Below are 15,909 nucleotides of genomic sequence, written 5' to 3' on the forward strand. Positions count from 1 at the left end.
TTGTTCCTAGATCGTGGAAGGATGAAAGCGGTCGATGCCGAGATCACTGACGCGGGTCTGGGTGCCGCCGTTGACGATCAGCTCGGCCATCACGGCGCCGGCGCCGGGACCAAGCTGGAAGCCGTGCAGCGAGAAGCCGAACTGGTGATAGAGGCCCTGGTGACGCGAGCTCGGCCCGAACACGGGGATGTCGTCCTTCATCTTCGCCTCGATGCCGGCCCAGGCCCGCACGATCGTCGCGCTGCGCATCACCGGAAACAGCTCGAACACGGTGCGCGCGCTGATGGCCAGGCTCTTCCAGTCGAGCACCGTCTCGTTGCGGTCCTGGTAGGGCGTTGCCAGATGGCCGCCGCCGATCAGCACGGTGCCGTTGGAGAATTGCTTGAAGGACAATTTGCGGCCGCGCAGGATTACGACGGGATCGATGAAGTGCGGCACGCGCGAGGTGATCATCAGCATCGGCGCGACGGTTTCGACCGGCACGGGCTCGCCGAGCGCAGCGGCGATCTTGCCGGCCCAGGCGCCCGCCGCGTTGACCAGCACCGGTGCGGCATAGGTGTCCGAGCCGACGTCGACATGCCAGAGACCGTCATTCCGCCGGATGTTGCCGGCGGCCTCGCCCTCGCGCACCGTCGCGCCGAGCTGCTCGGCCTTGCGGCGGAACGCGGTCGTCGTCTGCGCCGGATTGGCAGCCCCATCGCGACGCGAGACCACGCCGCCGGGACAGGTCTCGGCGACCGCGGGCACAAGCCGCCGCAGCTCGGCCGCATCGATCAGCTCTTCATGGGTGAAGCCGAGCGCATTGAGCTCGGCCACGCGCGCGCGGCAGACCGCAAGCTCCTCCTCGTTCTCCGCGACGAGCACCTGGCCATGGCTTTCAAAGCTGCAATCGTCGTCGACGAGCTCGGTGATCTTCTCCCAAATCCCCATCGAACGGATCGAGAGCGGAATCTCGGGGATGTGCCGGGCGAGTTGGCGCACGCCGCCGGCGTTGACGCCGGACGCGTGCCGGCCGGCATAATCCTTCTCGATCAGCACCGGCTTCATGCCGGCAAGGCACAGATGCAGCGCGGTCGAGCATCCGTGGATGCCGCCACCGACGACGATCGCATCCACGTTTTTGGTCATCCGCGCACCACCGCCTTGACGTCGGCCTCGCTCTTGGGGACGGCGGCGAGCTCGGCGAGCGTGATCGGCTTCACCGGCGCGCGCAGCCGGTAATAGCCGATCTCCTGCGGCGCCTTCCCGCGCGCCTGCGCCATCAGCTCGGTGACGGTGAGGCCGCAGAGCCGGCCCTGGCACGGCCCCATGCCGGTGCGGCGATAGGCCTTGAGCTGGTTCGGCCCCGTCGCGCCGATCGCGACGGAGTCGAGAACGTCCTTTGCGGTGACTTCCTCGCAGCGGCAGACGATGGTGTCGCCTGCGGGAATGCGGAACTGTTGCGCGGGGCGGAACAGCGTATCGAGGAAGACGCGGCCACGCTCGGCCTTGGCAAGATCGGCACGAAGCGCTGCCATCGATGTGAGCTTCGCGGCAGCCGCTGGCGCCAGCGCTTCCACCGCCGCGCGCGCCGCGATGCGGCCGCGCACCACGGCCGCGTTCGCGCCGCCGATGCCGCCACCGTCGCCGGCGATCGCGATGCCCGCGACCGACGAAGCCCCGTTCGCATCGAGCACCGGCGACCAGCACAATTGCAAATCATCCCAGCGATGCTCGATGCCGGCCGCCATCGCCAGATTGACGTTGGGCACGACGCCCTGATGCAGCAGCAACAGATCGGCAGGAATGGTCTCGCGCTTGCCGCCGGCGACATAGCTCACGCTCGCGAGCTGACCGTCGCCGGACGCAGCAAGCTCGGTGACACCGGAGACGACCTGCACCTTCGCTTTCACCTCACGCATCATCGACAGGCCTTTGGTGAAATAGGGCGAGGTCAGGAAGGCGAAGGCGTGCGGCAGCGCGGCGAAATAATTGCCGCGCTCGGTGGTGTCGAGAATGCGGTCGATCCGACCGCCGAGGCGCAGGATCTGCGCGGCGAGCAGCCAGAGCAACGGCCCCTGCCCTGCGATCACCGTGCGGCCATCAGGCACCAGCGCCGACGATTTCAGCATCGTCTGCGCCGCGCCCGCCGTCATCACGCCCGGCAACGTCCAGCCGGGAATTGGAAACGGCCGCTCCAGCGCGCCGGTCGCGAGGATCACGCGCTGCGCCTTGACGAAGGCAGAGGCGCCACCGATCGAGACAGCAATCTCGAGATTGCGGTCGAGGCTCCAGACGGTCGCACGATGGATGACCTCGGCGCTACTCGCGCACAGCGCCTGCACGAGGTCGGCACCAACCCAATAATCGGCGCCGAGCTGACTACGTTCAGTCACTGGCGTGGAGGAGATGGCGCGAAACACCTGGCCACCGGGGCCGATGTTCTCGTCGAGCAGCAGCGTGGACAGCCCGGCTTCGGCGGATGTCGCAGCGGCCGCGAGGCCGGCGGGACCGGCGCCGATTACCACGACGTCGTAGGCTTCGCGCTTGGGAGCCACAGTCATTTTCCGATCTCCCGCTTGCCCTTCTGGATCTCGACCTGCATGCCCTCGGCGACAGGCACGAGACAGCCCTGCCGGTTGCCGACGCCGTCAATGGTGACGAGGCAATCGAAGCACACTCCCATCATGCAGTAAGGCAGACGCGGCGCGCCGCTGACCGCAGTGGAGCGCCGTGCGTCGCAGCCGGAGGCCAGCAGCGCCGCGGAGACGGTGTCGCCCTGACGTGCCGCGACGGCGACGCCGTCGACGAAGATCTGCACGTTTGGGCGCTTGTCCTGTTCGGATCGTCTAAACATGGGGATGCCTCTTGGCTCCTTCCTTGGATCTTTAATAGCCGCTGTTGTTCGCAGCACCGGCGCCGCCAAAACGGCTGGCCGAGAACGCGCCGACCAGCTCGGGCTCGAGCGCGCCTTGCGCCACCATGCGCGCGATCTCGAAGGCGTGGTTGGAGGCGAGCGTCACGCCGGAATGACAGCAGGCGACGAAGGCGCCGGGATGCGTCTCCGACTGGTCGTAGATCGGAAAGCCGTCCTGCGGCATGACGCGGATGCCGGCCCAGCTTCTGACGACATTGAGCCGCGACAGATGCGGGAACATCCGCTGGGCGCGATCGGTCATCACGGCGCTGATGGAATGTTTCAGCGCGCGGTCATCGAGCTCGTCCTCCTTGCTGTCTCCGATCATCACCGTGCCTTCGTCGGTCTGGCGGATCGTGGTCAGCGGGTGCGGCAGGAACGGCATGGTGCGCTCGGTCACCACGATCTGGCCGCGGGTCGGGCCCATCGGCGCGTAGAGTCCGACCATCGGCGCCAGCGTCTGGTTGGCATTGCCGGCGGCGAGCACGATTTTGGCGGCGCGCAGCTCGCCTTTCGGCGTGGTCAGGCGGAATTCGCCGCCGCTCTTGCTGATCGCCGAGACCGGCCGTTCCGGAAAATAGTCGATGCCGAACGCAATGAAGCCGGTGTGAAAGGCGCGGAACGTGCGCAGCGAATTGACGTGGCCGTCCAGCGGGCAATAGCTGCCGCCTGAGACTTCCGGGCCGATCAGCGGCAGCGACTTCTTCACGTCGGATGCGGAGAGCATCTCCATCTTGTAGTCGGCCGCACCGACCTGGTTGTGCATGCGCTTGACCAGTTCCGTGCGCTGGCCGAATTCGTCCTCGCCGAGCGTGAGGTGGAAGCCGCCATTTTGCTGAAGAGAGACGTCGAGCCCGGTCTGCTGCTTCAGCTCCGACGCCAGCCGGCCCCACGCCTGCGACGCCTGCACGGTCCACACCGTATAGGCGGGCATGCCGAGTCCCTTGCTCTGCACCCAGACCAGCGCAAAATTCGCGCGCGAAGCGCGCTTGGTGATGTCGCCTTCGTCGAGCACGGCCACGCGCTTGCCGAGCCGGCCGAGGCCCCAGGCAATGGCGGAGCCGAGCAAGCCGCCGCCGACCACGGCGACGTCGTAATCTCCTGACATAGGGTTCTTCTCCTATCGTCCCGTATCGCCCTTGCCAGCGAGCACACGGTCGAGCCCGTAGAAGCGGTCGAGCAGAATGAGGGCGGTCATGGTGATCGCGATCACGCAGGCCGAGACCGACGTCACCAGCGGATCGATGTTGTCCTGGATGTAAAGGAACATGCGCACCGGCAACGTCTCGGTACCGGGCGCCGCGAGGAAGACGGTCATGGTGAGATCGTCGAAGGACTGGATGAAGGCGAGTGCCCAGCCGCTGATGACGCCGGGCAGGATCAGCGGCAAGGTCACACGGCCGAACAGCGTCCAGCCGCCCGCGCCGAGCGAGACCGCCGCCATCTCGACCGAGAGATCCATCCCTGTCGCCGCCGCCAGCGTTAGCCGCAGCGCGAACGGAAACACGATGATGACATGCGCGATGATCAGCGCCGCAAAGCTGCCGCCAAGTCCGGCCGAGGTAAAGAAGCGCAGGAAGGCGATGCCGAGCACGACATGCGGGATCATCAGCGGCGACAGGAACAGCGCCGCCAGCGCATCGCGGCCGCGGAAGCGGTAGCGCGCAATCGCCAGCGCCGCAGGCACCGCGAACAGCAAAGCCACCAAGGACGACAGCGCCCCGAGGCCGAGGCTGACCCAGAAGGCGTGGATGAATTCGGGGTAGTTCGCGATCGTCCTGAACCAGCGCAGCGAAAAACCGTTGGTCGGCAGCGACAGGAAGCCCTCGGGTGTGAACGCGACGAGGCAGACGACCAGGATCGGTGCCACCATGACGATGACGAAGAGGGTGTGGAAGATCAGCGCGAGCGGGCCGTTCCGTCTCATCGGAACACCTCCGCGTAACGGCGTTCGATCAGCGCGTTGCTGCCGACGACGATCAGCACCAGTGCGACCAGCAGCAGCGTCGCGACCGCAGCCCCCAGCGGCCAGTTCAGCGTGTTGAGGAATTCGTCATACGCGAGCGTCGCGGCGACCTTGAGCCGACGGCCGCCGATGATCGCCGGCGTCGCGAAGGCGCTGGCCGAGAGCGAGAACACGATGATCGCGCCCGAGAGCACGCCCGGCATGATCTGGGGCATGATGATGCGGCGGATGATGGTCGCAGGGCTCGCGCCGAGCGACATTGCGGCATTCTCGATCTGCGGATCGAGCCGCTGCAGCGCGGCCCATACCGACAGTACCATGAACGGCATCATCACATGCGCGAGCGCAACCACCATTCCTGTTTCGGTGAACATGAAGGGAATGGGGGAGCGGATCACCCCGAGCGACATCAAGAGCTTGTTGACGAGTTCGTTATTGCCGCCGAACAGCAGCGCCCAGCCGAGCGTGCGCGCCACCACGGAGATCAGCAGCGGCCCGAGGATGATCAGCAGGAAGAAGCTCTTCCATCGGCCGCTCATGCGGTTGAGGATGTAGGCTTCAGGTGCGCCGAGCACGGCGGTGAGGAATGTGGTCAGGATCGCGATCCGAAACGTCCGCCAGAACATCTCGGCGTAATAGGGATCGGTCGCGATCTCGTGCCAATTCTTGAGGATGAAGACCGGCTCGATGCCTTTGTATTGGCCCCAATCGTGGAATGACAGCATCACGGTCATCGCCAGCGGGATCAGCAGCACGCCGACGAATAGCATCAAGGCAGGCGCCGTCAGGGCCCATGGCGCACGCGCGCTGCGTTCCTCGGCGGCCGCGCTCATGCGACGCCCCTCGCGCGCACGCTCATGTCCTCCGGTCGCCAGGCGAAATGAACGGCCTCGCCTTCGGTTGGCTGGGCGTTGCCATCATTCTGGCGGATCACGATCGCCGGGCCGCATTCGCTGTCGCACTGGAACAGCCAGTGGTTACCCTGGAAGATGCGGGTGACGATTTTTGCGCTGAGGCCGGCAGCGCCAAAACCGATGCGCTCGGGGCGGATGCTGATGGTTACCGGGCCATTGAGGCCGGCCGGTGCCGGCGCACTCCAGGAGCCCGCTGTCAGCCGCGCCGGCGTGACGGTCCGATCGATCGTCGCCGCAAAGTCGTTGGTCTTGCCGAGGAACTGTGAGACGAAGGCCGAGGCCGGCATCTCATAGGTCTCCTGCGGCGTGCCGATCTGCTCGATGCGGCCCTGGCTCATCACCACGATGCGATCGGATAGCGACATCGCCTCGTTCTGGTCGTGGGTGACGAGGATCGTGGTGGTGCCGATGGTGCGCTGGATCTGGCGCAGCTCGATCTGCATCTCCTCGCGCAGCTTTGCGTCGAGATTAGACAGCGGTTCGTCGAGCAACAGCACGCTCGGCTTGATCACCAGCGCACGGGCCAGCGCTACGCGCTGCTGCTGGCCGCCGGACATTCGGCGCGGGTGACGGTCCTCGTAACCGGCAAGGCCGACCATTGCGAGCGCGGCACGGACGCGCTCGGCTCGCTCATTGCGCGACACGTTGCGCATCTCGAGACCGAACGCGACGTTCTCCGCCGCCGTCATGTGCGGAAACAGCGCGTAGCTCTGGAACACGATGCCGAGCCCACGCTTGGCCGGATGAATCGCGGTCAGATCCTTGTCCTCCAGGCGGATCGCGCCGCGCGTGGGATCAAGGAAGCCTGCGATCATCTGCAACGTCGTGGTCTTGCCGCAGCCGGACGGGCCAAGGAAGGAGATGAACTCCCCCTTCCCCACCGACAGACTGAAGTCATCGACCACAGTCTGCGTGCCGAACTGTTTTGCGACCCGATCGAGCTCGAGATAGGCCATGCGCTGTCTCCGCTGTGACGATCAGATCAGCGCTCGACCTCGCGGTTCCAGCGCTTGGTCCACTCCTCGCGCTTCTCGTTGATGACGGTCCAGTCCGGATTATAGAGCTTGGCCGCGCGCTCGCCGATCGGCGCCATCTTGCCGAGCTCGGGCGGGATCACCAGCGATTTCAGCACCGGGCCATAACCGTAGTCCTTCAGCATCACGAGCTGGATCTTGGGATCGAGCAGCATCTTGACGAAGCTCGCGGCCAGCGGCGAAGCGTTGGGCTTGTTGATCGGACAGGCTGTCGTCAGCAGCGTCGCAGCGCCTTCCTTCGGGTAGACGAAGTCGACAGGGAAGCCGGTGTTGGCAAAGCTCTGCACCCGGCCGGTGCCCCACACCGCGATCACGGCCTGGCCGGACTGGAACAGCTCGGTCATCTTGCCGGGCGACGGCTCGTAGGCGAGCACATTCGGATTGATCTGCTCCTTGAAGATCTTGAAGCCGGAATCGACGTTGGTCTCGCCACCGCCGTTCATCTTCGACAGCATCACCAGCGCTTCGAGGCCATAGGTGTTGTTGATCGGCGGGATCACGAGCTGCTTGGCGTATTTCGCGTCCTTCAGGTCGTTCCAGGAGGTCGGCGGCGCCCAGCCTTTCTCCTTGAACACTTTGGTGTTGTACATCAGGCCAGTGGCGACGATGCCGATCGCGACCGCACGATCATCCTTGAAACGCGCGGTGTCGTAGAGTTCGGCCGGCAGTCCCCCGAGCTTGCCGCAGAAGCCGAGCTGGATCGCCTGGTACATCGGACCGTCGTCGACGATGGCGACGTCGATCTGTTGGTTGCCCTTCTGCGCCTGGAGCTTGGCCAGCGTGTCGGTGGAATTGCCGGCGACGTATTCGACCTTGACGCCGTTTTCCTTCTCGAAGGTCGGGATCACCTCGTCGCGGATCGTCTTCTCGAACGAGCCGCCGTAGCCGGCGACGTAAAGCGTCTGTTGCTGGGCCGAGGCGGCCGACGAGGCGGCCATGAGCGCCGCGATGCTAAGCGCAGTCAGAAGGCGAGAAGTCTTCATGTGGACCGATCTCCATACCGGAATGAGGTGACGTGCCGACAAGTCTCCGGCCGAAGCGCCTTCCGCATTTCCTTCCGCGCAAATTCCTCGCCGATCAGGGCTCCGGCCCCTGTTCGGCGGGTTTTGGCGCGATCTGAAGGGTGGAATCCCTCCAATCTGCCGAAAAAGCGGGCTGGCTCCAGCTCTGATGAAAAAGATCGCAGACGTATACTTCCATCGTCCAATGAATAATGGCACCCTCTGCATGCCGAGATGTTATGAATGGATTGCGGGATGGTGCGGATCAATTCGCGGCAGGTGGAGGCTTTCCGGGCGACGATGCTGACCGGGAGCGTCACCGAGGCAGCGAAGCTGATGGTGGTGACGCAGCCCGCCGTCAGCCGCTTGCTGCGCGACTTCCAGGCGCTGTTGAAGATGGAGCTGTTCGAACGACGGGGCACCGGCCTCGTGCCGACCGCGGCGGCGATGGCGCTTTACACGGAAGTCGAGCGCTCGTTCGTCGGTCTCGAACGCATCACCGCGGCCGCCGAAGAAATCCGCGGCCGCCGCACCGGCTCGCTGCGCATTGCCGCGCTGCCGGCATTGGCAAACGGCTATTTGCCGCGGCTCGCCGGACACTTTTTGAAGGAGCGGCCCAACCTCAACCTCGCTTTCTTCGGCGTGATCTCGCCGATCGTGGTCGACTGGGTGCTGAACAACCAGTGCGACATCGGCTTTGCCGAGGTGCCGATCGCCCATTCCGGCCTGCCAAGCTTGCGGCTGCCGGCGCTGGCGCGTGTCGCGGTGCTGCCGACCGGACATCATCTGGCGGAGAAAGAAGTGCTGCAGCCACGTGATTTCGAGGGCGAGAACTTCATCTCGCTCTCGGCGGGATCGTCGAGCCGGCACCTCGTCGACCAGGCCTTCCACCGCCACGATGTCCGCCGCGTGCTCAGGGTCGAGACCACGCTGTCGGAGATCATGTGCGGCATGGTGTCATCGGGACTTGGGGTATCGATCTGCGATCCCTTCACCGCGCAGGAATTTGCCACGCGCGGCGTCGTCGTGCGCCGCTTCCTGCCGCGCATCGACTTCGAGTTCTCGGCCGTCTTCCCCGCGCAGCGCAGCCCCTCGCCGGTGGCGCTGGATCTGGTCGAGACCATGCGCAAGGCGCTCACTGAGCTCGAGGACCAGTCCGCACACGGTTTTGCGCCCGGCTGACTTGGACGTCGTGCAGGTCCTGCTGTATCTTCCCTGTCTCCGCAGGGCAGCACATGGCACGCATCACCATCATCGAGACCGGGCTCGTTCCTCAAAAGCATCGCGAGCGCCACGGCTCGTTTCCGGACATGTTCGAGCGCATGATCCGCGCCGAGGACCCGACGGCTACAGTCGACATCGTCAGCATTCCGAATGGTGATGCGCTGCCCGATCCGCGCGGCGTGGAGGCCGTGCTGATCACCGGCGCGGCGGCCGGCGTCTATGACGGGCTCGACTGGATCGCACCGCTGGAAGATTTCGTGCGCACGGCTTACGCCAACAAGACACCGATGGTCGGCGTCTGCTTCGGCCATCAGCTGATCGCGCAGGCGCTCGGCGGCACCGTGCGCAAGTCGGAGAAGGGCTGGGGCATCGGCCGTCACGTCTATCAGGTGCTGCCGGAGAACGGCGTGGTCGACGGCGAAGCGGTCGCGATCGCCGCCTCGCACCAGGACCAGGTGATCGAACCGCCGATCGATGCGCTGACGATCCTCTCGTCGGAATTCACCCCGCATGCCGGCCTGCTCTACGCCAACGGCACCACGCTGACCGTGCAGCCGCATCCGGAATTCGACGTCGAATTCGCGCAAGTCTGCTGCGATCTACGCGACGGCAAGGCACCGGATGATGTCGTCGCCACGGCGCGGGAGTCGCTGGCGCAGCCGATGGACAATGCGAAGCTCGGCGGGGCGATTACGAGGTTCTTGGCGCGGCGGTGATTCACCTCGCCCCGCTTGCGGGGAGAGGTCGGATTGCTTTGGCGCGCAATTGCGCGCCTGAGCAATCCGGGTGAGGGGGACTCCCCGCGAGTCCGTCTGCCATCGAATTTGCTGAAGCAGCCCCTCACCCCAACCCTCTCCCCGTAAGAACGGGGAGAGGGAGAGAAAGCACCTCAGAACGGATCGCTTCCAAGCCCCGCCACATCCGCCGGCCGCGGCCCCGGCGCGGGCCAGTGAAACCGGCGGTCCTTCTCGCCGATCGCAATATCGTTGATCGAGGCCTCTCGCCGCTTCATCAGGCCGTGCTCGTCGAACTCCCACTGCTCGTTGCCGTAGGAGCGATACCACTGGCCGCCGGCATCGTGCCATTCGTACTGGAAGCGCACCGCGATGCGGTTGCCGTCGAAGGCCCAGAGGTCTTTGATCAGGCGATAGTCCTGCTCCTTCTCCCATTTGCGGGTGAGGAAGGCGACGATGGCCTCGCGACCCTGAAATACCTCCGAGCGATTGCGCCAGCGGCTGTCCTCGGTATAGGCGAGCGCGACGCGCGCCGGATCGCGCGAATTCCAGGCGTCCTCGGCCATGCGCGCTTTTTGCGCAGCGGTCTCTCGGGTGAAAGGCGGAAGCGGCGGGCGCGACATGATGGCCTCATCGGTTGGTTGGGGCCGCAATCTATCGCTGCAATTGGCGGAGTCGATAGGCCATTACAAATCAGGCGATCACGAAATCAGATCGGCCTTCATCAAGGTCCGGATCGATTTCGGAATCGGCTGCGCGCGGCCGCCGCTGATGAAGGCTACGCGCACCTCCGCTTTCACCAGCACGTCCTCACCACGCCTCACCTCCTGCCCCAGCATGATGGAGGCGCCCTTCACCGCGATCGGCCAGGTCACGACGTCGAGCACGTCGTCCATCCGCGCGGGCTTGAGGAAGTCCAGATGCATCGAGCGCACCACGAAGGCGAAGCCGGCGCCTTCCGTCTCGGGCTGCTCGAACAGCGCCTGCTGCTCGGCGCCCATCAGCCGCAGGTGATTGGTCCGCCCGCGCTCCATGTAGCGCAGATAGTTGGCGTGATAAACGATGCCCGAAAAATCCGTGTCCTCGTAATAGACACGGACCTGCATGTGGTGGCGGCCGTCGCGGATCTCGCCGTCGAGATGAGCTGTCACGTCGCGAGCCTCTTCGCTTCTCTGTAACCCGCCCGTTTTGCGCAAAAACAGGCGGTCGCGCAAGCGTGGTGGTTTTTTTGTTTGTCGCGTTTTCTTGACGCGAACCGGTGTCCACTTCGCTCGAAAACGCTTTAGGACACAACCGGTGCGGTTCGCCCCAGCGTCACCTCGACGATCTCAGGCGGCACGCCGACGCGGAGCGGCATGATGCTGCAACCGAGGCCGCCGGAGATGATGACGTCGCATTTCAGCCGGACATGGCCATAGGCGAGCCGGATGCCATGCTGCGCCGGAACCGCCGGCGACCAGCCGAGCAGGCGGACCTGGCCGCCATGGGTGTGGCCGGACAGTTGCAGCGCGACGCGCGCGGGCACACGCGGCGCGATGTTGGGTTCATGCGCGAGCAGGATGATTGGCGCGTCGTCCGTGACCTTGGCGAGCGTTGCGTTGAGATCGTCGGCACCGAAATGCACCATGCTGCGAAAGCGTCGCGCCGGCAGGAAGGCGAGCTGATCGCCGAGACCGGCGAGCCAGAACGGTCGGCCGTCCTTGGTGAGGCGCACGACATCGTTCTCGTAGACGGGGATGCCGGCGGCTTCCAGTGCGCGATGCGCGATGGTCGGGCCAAGTCCGGCCCGCTGCACGGTCTTGTCGTCCCAATAATCGTGGTTGCCCATGACGGCGTGGACGCCGAGCGGCGCCTTGAGGCCGGCCAGCACTCTGGCCCATTCGCTCGACGGGATGATACGCGTGACCTGGTGCAGGCCGGCGACATAGTCGCCGAGCAGCACGATGATATCAGCCTTCAGCGCGTTGGTGCGGTCGACGACGGCCTCGATCCGGTCCAGCGGCATCCAGGGATCGCAGGCATGGATGTCGGCGATGACAGCGATCTTCAGCGGAAGATCCGCCGGCCACTGCCGCGGCATCGGATGGTAGCGGGTAACGCGGAGCCGCAGCATCGGCTCGACGCCGACACCATAGGCCGCAGTCGAGGCGCCGAGGGCGGACAGGGCGCCAATGGAACGGATGAGATGGCGGCGAGTGATCATGGACGCTCGATGGTGATGCTGCTTCTCGATGCGACCCGATTGAAGCGGAATTGGGGTGCGTTCATGCAGACCGTCTGCATCCTGGTGCAAACGCCTGCACAGAAATTACCAGCGGCTCTCGCCAATCAGCGCATCCAGCCGCGTCCTCACATCGCCGGGCGCGCGGTAGTACCAGACGCCGCCGAGCAGATCGCGAAAACGTTCATTGACACGCGCCTCACGCTCGATGCGGCCGATCGTCCCCGCGCTGATCACGTCTTCGAGGGGACCCCACGGCCAGCAGGGATAGCAGCACCGGATTGGCTTCGATCTTCAAGATCTCCAGGATGAGCTCGACCTGATCGCGGCGCGGCCGCGATGACCTCGAGCAATCCGGTGTCGTTCGTCGGCTCCATTTCTTCCCACTCCAATCCGTGTGCGTGAGCGGCGATGCCGTTCGCCGCGCGTTCGGATTAGTGATGGGATTGAACCGGAGGGTTCACCGTCTCAGGCAATCAGTCGTCTTCGGACTGGTCGGTGCCGAACAGGCCAAATTGTGCCGCATCGCGCGAGGGCTCGGCGAGACCGAGATGGCGGAAGGCGTGCGAGGTGAGCAGACGGCCGCGCGGCGTGCGCTGGAGATAGCCGCACTGGATCAGATAGGGCTCGATGATGTCCTCGATCGCGTCGCGCGGCTCGGACAATGCGGCGGCCATGGTCTCGACACCGACCGGCCCGCCGCCATAGTTAAGCGCGATGGTCGTGAGATAGCGGCGATCCATGGCATCGAGGCCCGCGGCGTCGACTTCGAGCGCGCTGAGCGCGTGGTCGGCAATCTTGCGGTCGATCTTGTCGGCATCGGCGGCCGAAGCGAAATCGCGCACCCGGCGGAGCAGCCGCCCTGCGATACGCGGCGTGCCGCGGGCGCGGCGCGCGATCTCGTTGGCGCCGTCCGCGCTCATGCCGACATTGAGCACGCGCGCGCCGCGGCTGACGATGCTCTCGAGTTCTTCAATGGTGTAGAAATTGAGCCGGACCGGAATGCCGAAGCGGTCGCGCAGCGGATTCGTCAGCAGGCCCGCGCGCGTGGTGGCGCCGACGAGCGTGAATTTCGACAGCTCGATCTTCACCGAGCGCGCCGCGGGCCCTTCGCCGATGATGAGGTCGAGCTGAAAGTCCTCCATCGCGGGATAGAGCACTTCCTCCACCGCGGGGCTCAGACGATGAATCTCGTCGATGAAGAGCACGTCGCGCTCTTCGAGATTGGTGAGCAGCGCAGCGAGATCGCCGGCCTTGGCGATCACGGGACCCGACGTGGCGCGAAAGCCGACGCCGAGCTCCTTGGCCACGATCTGCGCCAGCGTGGTCTTGCCGAGGCCGGGCGGCCCGACGAACAGCACGTGATCCAGCGCCTCGCCGCGCTTGCGCGCCGCTTCAATGAAGATCGAGAGATTCTTGCGCGCCTGCTGCTGGCCGACGAAGTCGGACAGCGACTGCGGCCGCAGCGCGGTGTCGCCGACATCATCGCTGCGGCGCTCGGGCGAGACCATGCGGTTGGCCTTGGGGTCGCTCACTCAGCGAACTCCATCAGATCGTAGGGTGGGCAAAGGCGCCCTTCGCGCCGTGCCCACCATGTTTCCAATCGCTCCAAAGGTGGTGGGCACGCTGCGCTTTGCCCACCCTACGAGACTAACCATTGACGCGCTCACTTCGCGAGCTCCTTCAGGCCGAGGCGAATGAGCTGCGCCGTCTCAGCGCCTTCACCGGCACTGCGCGACGCGGACGCAATCGCCGCAGCCGCCTGCGGCTGGCCGTAGCCGAGATTGACCAGCGCCGAGATCGCATCCGCCACGGGGCGCGGCGCGCGCTGGTCGTCGACGGCGCCGGCGAGATGCACGACGGCTGGATCGACATTGGCAAAGGCCGGCGCCTTGTCCTTCAACTCGGTGACGATGCGCTCGGCGACCTTGGGGCCAACGCCCGGCGTGCGGGATACGGCGGCCTTATCGCGCAGCGCAATGGCATTGGCGAGGTCGGCTGGCGCCAGCGTGCCGAGCACAGCCAGCGAGACCTTGGCGCCGACGCCCTGCACGGTCTGAAGCAGGCGAAACCATTCGCGCTCCTGGTCGGTGCGGAAGCCGAACAGTTTGATCTGATCTTCGCGGACATAGGTCTCGATCGACAGCACGGCCGCTTCGCCCGGCGACGGCAGATGCTGCAGCGTGCGCGACGAGCAATGCACCTGATAGCCTACGCCGCCGACGTCGAGGATGACGAAATCCTCGCCGTAGGAATCGATCAGGCCCTTGAGCTTGCCGATCATATCCCCACCACTTTCAGCCTGAGCGCGGTGCTCTGGCGGTGATGGGCGTGGGTGATGGCGATGGCGAGTGCGTCGGCGGCGTCCGCTGACGGCGGCTCGGCTTTGGGCAGCAAAATCTTCAGCATCATCGCGATCTGTTGCTTGTCGGCGTGACCGGCGCCGACCACCGTCTTCTTGACCTGGTTCGGCGCATATTCGGCGACACTGATGCCGAACATCGCGGGCGCCAGCATGGCAACGCCGCGGGCCTGGCCGAGCTTCAGCGTCGCAACGCCGTCCTTATTCACAAAAGTCTGCTCGACCGCGGCCTCCATCGGCTTGTGATCGGACAGAACGGAAGCGAGCCCCTCATGAATCGCGAGCAGACGGCTCGACAGCGACAAATCGTCCGGCGGTTCCACCGAACCGCAGGCGACATAAATCAGGCGATTGCCTTCAGCCTCGATCACGCCCCAACCGGTGCGGCGCAGGCCGGGGTCGATGCCGATGATGCGAACGGGGCCACGAATCGGAAGCGCAGTCATGCGCCAGTGATAGCGGCTGGCTGCTGGAAGCGAAACAGAAACAGAACGGAAGTAACAGGGGAAGTGGGGTGTGGTGATGGTCGGAAGGTGGCCCGCCCTGCATTCCGTCGTCATACCCCGCGAAAGCGGGGTATCCAGTACGCCGCAGCTTCTCCGTATCCTTCGAACGTCTCTGGAATACTGGGTCGCCCGGTCAAGCCGGGCGACGACAGCGGAGCACGGGGCAGACGAACGGCCCCTACCCGCCCATCTTCGCCATCAGCGCGTCCGACACCTCGAAATTGGCGTAGACGTTCTGGACGTCGTCGTGCTCGTTCAGCAGGTCCATCAGCTTCAAGAGCTTCTCGCCGGTCTCATCGTCGACCGCGACCGTGTTCTGCGGCTTCCAGATCAGCGCTGCCTTGCGCGGCTCGCCGAACTTGGCTTCCAGCGCCTTGGCGACGTCGCGGTAGCCTTCGGTCGAGGCGTAGATCTCGTGGCCGCTCTCGCTCGAGATCACGTCGTCGGCGCCGGCCTCGATCGCGGCGTCCAGCACGGCGTCGTCGGAGGCGACGCTGCGGTCGTACTCGATGATTCCGGTGCGGTCGAACATGAACGAGACCGAGCCGGTTTCGCCGAGATTGCCGCCGGACTTGGTGAAGAAGGAGCGGATGTCGGAAGCGGCGCGGTTGCGGTTGTCAGTCAGCGCCTCGACGATGACGGCGACGCCACCGGGGCCGTAGCCCTCGTAGCGGATTTCGTCATAGTTCTCGCCATCGCTGCCGAGCGCCTTCTTGATGGCGCGCTCGATATTGTCCTTCGGCATGTTCTCCTGGCGCGCGGCGATCACGGCGGCGCGCAGGCGCGGGTTCATGGCGGGGTCAGGGGTGCCGAGCTTGGCCGCGACGGTGATTTCCCGCGCCAGCTTGCCGAACAGCTTCGACTTCTGGGCATCCTGCCGCCCCTTGCGGTGCATGATGTTCTTGAATTGGGAATGTCCGGCCATGCGTGGTCTCTTGAATGGTCTTTGGAATCGTTCGCCGATGGGGTGGGAAGCGCGGCGTTATAGGCCGCCAACCCGCCGGAATCAAAGGGCTCTGGTACTTTAAGGTAGCACTGTAGAGGTAGCCAC

18 protein-coding genes are annotated in these 15,909 nt (G+C 65.3%); 2 read left to right on the plus strand and 16 right to left on the minus strand.

Going from position 1 to position 15,909, the window contains the following annotated elements:
- Nucleotides 1–6: 6 nt before the first annotated feature.
- From ACR9YP_RS00190 to ACR9YP_RS00225, 8 genes are read right to left on the minus strand one after another with little or no spacing between them, the layout of a single operon-like run.
- A complete protein-coding gene (locus ACR9YP_RS00190; protein WP_438104720.1) occupies nt 7–1,128 on the minus strand; it encodes an NAD(P)/FAD-dependent oxidoreductase in 1,122 nt (373 codons plus the stop codon).
- A complete protein-coding gene (locus ACR9YP_RS00195; RefSeq protein WP_474218779.1) occupies nt 1,125–2,543 on the minus strand; it encodes an FAD/NAD(P)-dependent oxidoreductase in 1,419 nt (472 codons plus the stop codon). Before ACR9YP_RS00195 ends, ACR9YP_RS00190 begins: the two co-directional genes overlap by 4 nt.
- Nucleotides 2,540–2,836, minus strand: coding sequence for a (2Fe-2S)-binding protein (locus ACR9YP_RS00200; protein WP_438104716.1), 297 nt, complete (start codon nt 2,834–2,836; stop codon nt 2,540–2,542). The genes ACR9YP_RS00195 and ACR9YP_RS00200 overlap by 4 nt, the downstream gene beginning before the upstream one ends.
- Before the next feature lie 31 nt (nt 2,837–2,867).
- A complete protein-coding gene (locus ACR9YP_RS00205; protein WP_438104715.1) occupies nt 2,868–4,004 on the minus strand; it encodes an NAD(P)/FAD-dependent oxidoreductase in 1,137 nt (378 codons plus the stop codon).
- A 12-nt stretch (nt 4,005–4,016) separates the two neighbouring features.
- Nucleotides 4,017–4,823: an ABC transporter permease gene (locus tag ACR9YP_RS00210; protein ID WP_438104713.1), complete on the minus strand. Its 807-nt coding sequence runs from the start codon at nt 4,821–4,823 to the stop codon at nt 4,017–4,019.
- Entirely contained in the window at nt 4,820–5,695 is an 876-nt protein-coding gene (locus tag ACR9YP_RS00215) for an ABC transporter permease (protein WP_474218780.1), read from the minus strand. Before ACR9YP_RS00215 ends, ACR9YP_RS00210 begins: the two co-directional genes overlap by 4 nt.
- Nucleotides 5,692–6,732, minus strand: coding sequence for an ABC transporter ATP-binding protein (locus ACR9YP_RS00220; RefSeq protein WP_474218781.1), 1,041 nt, complete (start codon nt 6,730–6,732; stop codon nt 5,692–5,694). The genes ACR9YP_RS00215 and ACR9YP_RS00220 overlap by 4 nt, the downstream gene beginning before the upstream one ends.
- A 26-nt stretch (nt 6,733–6,758) precedes the next feature.
- Nucleotides 6,759–7,793 carry an ABC transporter substrate-binding protein gene (locus ACR9YP_RS00225; protein ID WP_474218782.1) on the minus strand — a complete coding sequence of 345 codons (1,035 nt, stop codon included), beginning with the start codon at nt 7,791–7,793 and terminating at the stop codon, nt 6,759–6,761.
- Between the two features lie 273 nt (nt 7,794–8,066).
- On the opposite strand from ACR9YP_RS00225, the gene ACR9YP_RS00230 reads away from it, so the two are divergent.
- Together ACR9YP_RS00230 and ACR9YP_RS00235 are read left to right on the plus strand one after the other, a co-directional pair.
- Complete coding sequence (locus ACR9YP_RS00230) at nt 8,067–8,993, plus strand: LysR substrate-binding domain-containing protein (RefSeq protein ID WP_438104711.1); 927 nt, start codon at nt 8,067–8,069, stop codon at nt 8,991–8,993.
- A 53-nt stretch (nt 8,994–9,046) separates the two neighbouring features.
- A complete protein-coding gene (locus tag ACR9YP_RS00235) occupies nt 9,047–9,751 on the plus strand; it encodes a type 1 glutamine amidotransferase (RefSeq protein WP_438104710.1) in 705 nt (234 codons plus the stop codon).
- Between the two features lie 173 nt (nt 9,752–9,924).
- Here ACR9YP_RS00235 and ACR9YP_RS00240 read toward each other — a convergent pair whose 3' ends face one another.
- The 8 genes from ACR9YP_RS00240 to ACR9YP_RS00275 form a co-directional block, all read right to left on the minus strand.
- Nucleotides 9,925–10,392 (minus strand): nuclear transport factor 2 family protein, encoded by a 468-nt coding sequence (locus ACR9YP_RS00240; protein ID WP_091880555.1) that lies wholly within the window; start codon nt 10,390–10,392, stop codon nt 9,925–9,927.
- A 78-nt stretch (nt 10,393–10,470) separates the two neighbouring features.
- Nucleotides 10,471–10,920 carry a tol-pal system-associated acyl-CoA thioesterase gene (gene ybgC, locus ACR9YP_RS00245; protein ID WP_438104709.1) on the minus strand — a complete coding sequence of 150 codons (450 nt, stop codon included), beginning with the start codon at nt 10,918–10,920 and terminating at the stop codon, nt 10,471–10,473.
- A 131-nt stretch (nt 10,921–11,051) separates the two neighbouring features.
- Nucleotides 11,052–11,972 carry a metallophosphoesterase gene (locus ACR9YP_RS00250; protein WP_438104708.1) on the minus strand — a complete coding sequence of 307 codons (921 nt, stop codon included), beginning with the start codon at nt 11,970–11,972 and terminating at the stop codon, nt 11,052–11,054.
- Between the two features lie 105 nt (nt 11,973–12,077).
- Entirely contained in the window at nt 12,078–12,227 is a 150-nt protein-coding gene (locus ACR9YP_RS00255; RefSeq protein ID WP_438104707.1) for a DUF6869 domain-containing protein, read from the minus strand.
- A gap of 239 nt (nt 12,228–12,466) precedes the next feature.
- Complete coding sequence (gene ruvB, locus ACR9YP_RS00260; RefSeq protein ID WP_438110524.1) at nt 12,467–13,501, minus strand: Holliday junction branch migration DNA helicase RuvB; 1,035 nt, start codon at nt 13,499–13,501, stop codon at nt 12,467–12,469.
- Nucleotides 13,502–13,656: 155 nt separating this feature from the next.
- The gene (ruvA, locus tag ACR9YP_RS00265) at nt 13,657–14,274 is read right to left on the minus strand and encodes a Holliday junction branch migration protein RuvA (RefSeq protein WP_128940083.1); all 618 of its coding nucleotides are present in this window, start codon (nt 14,272–14,274) and stop codon (nt 13,657–13,659) included.
- On the minus strand, nt 14,271–14,798 hold the full coding sequence (ruvC, locus tag ACR9YP_RS00270; RefSeq protein WP_438104705.1) for a crossover junction endodeoxyribonuclease RuvC: 528 nt from the start codon (nt 14,796–14,798) through the stop codon (nt 14,271–14,273). Before ruvC ends, ruvA begins: the two co-directional genes overlap by 4 nt.
- A 238-nt stretch (nt 14,799–15,036) precedes the next feature.
- Nucleotides 15,037–15,783, minus strand: coding sequence for a YebC/PmpR family DNA-binding transcriptional regulator (locus ACR9YP_RS00275; protein ID WP_091881484.1), 747 nt, complete (start codon nt 15,781–15,783; stop codon nt 15,037–15,039).
- Between the last annotated feature and the right edge of the window lie 126 nt (nt 15,784–15,909).

The organism is Bradyrhizobium sp. BR14999 (genome assembly GCF_056106085.1).

What these genes read in the sequence shown, in the direction of transcription:
- ruvB (WP_438110524.1), bottom strand. Translation starts at nt 13,501, where the DNA reads ATGGTCTCGCCCGAGCGCCGCAGCGATGATGTCGGCGACACCGCGCTG.
- ACR9YP_RS00215 (WP_474218780.1), bottom strand. Translation starts at nt 5,695, where the DNA reads ATGAGCGCGGCCGCCGAGGAACGCAGCGCGCGTGCGCCATGGGCCCTG.
- ruvC (WP_438104705.1), bottom strand. Translation starts at nt 14,798, where the DNA reads ATGACTGCGCTTCCGATTCGTGGCCCCGTTCGCATCATCGGCATCGAC.
- ACR9YP_RS00275 (WP_091881484.1), bottom strand. Translation starts at nt 15,783, where the DNA reads ATGGCCGGACATTCCCAATTCAAGAACATCATGCACCGCAAGGGGCGG.
- ACR9YP_RS00205 (WP_438104715.1), bottom strand. Translation starts at nt 4,004, where the DNA reads ATGTCAGGAGATTACGACGTCGCCGTGGTCGGCGGCGGCTTGCTCGGC.
- ACR9YP_RS00210 (WP_438104713.1), bottom strand. Translation starts at nt 4,823, where the DNA reads ATGAGACGGAACGGCCCGCTCGCGCTGATCTTCCACACCCTCTTCGTC.
- ACR9YP_RS00235 (WP_438104710.1), top strand. Translation starts at nt 9,047, where the DNA reads ATGGCACGCATCACCATCATCGAGACCGGGCTCGTTCCTCAAAAGCAT.
- ACR9YP_RS00195 (WP_474218779.1), bottom strand. Translation starts at nt 2,543, where the DNA reads ATGACTGTGGCTCCCAAGCGCGAAGCCTACGACGTCGTGGTAATCGGC.
- ACR9YP_RS00220 (WP_474218781.1), bottom strand. Translation starts at nt 6,732, where the DNA reads ATGGCCTATCTCGAGCTCGATCGGGTCGCAAAACAGTTCGGCACGCAG.
- ACR9YP_RS00190 (WP_438104720.1), bottom strand. Translation starts at nt 1,128, where the DNA reads ATGACCAAAAACGTGGATGCGATCGTCGTCGGTGGCGGCATCCACGGA.
- ACR9YP_RS00250 (WP_438104708.1), bottom strand. Translation starts at nt 11,972, where the DNA reads ATGATCACTCGCCGCCATCTCATCCGTTCCATTGGCGCCCTGTCCGCC.
- ACR9YP_RS00225 (WP_474218782.1), bottom strand. Translation starts at nt 7,793, where the DNA reads ATGAAGACTTCTCGCCTTCTGACTGCGCTTAGCATCGCGGCGCTCATG.
- ruvA (WP_128940083.1), bottom strand. Translation starts at nt 14,274, where the DNA reads ATGATCGGCAAGCTCAAGGGCCTGATCGATTCCTACGGCGAGGATTTC.
- ACR9YP_RS00240 (WP_091880555.1), bottom strand. Translation starts at nt 10,392, where the DNA reads ATGTCGCGCCCGCCGCTTCCGCCTTTCACCCGAGAGACCGCTGCGCAA.
- ACR9YP_RS00200 (WP_438104716.1), bottom strand. Translation starts at nt 2,836, where the DNA reads ATGTTTAGACGATCCGAACAGGACAAGCGCCCAAACGTGCAGATCTTC.
- ACR9YP_RS00230 (WP_438104711.1), top strand. Translation starts at nt 8,067, where the DNA reads ATGGTGCGGATCAATTCGCGGCAGGTGGAGGCTTTCCGGGCGACGATG.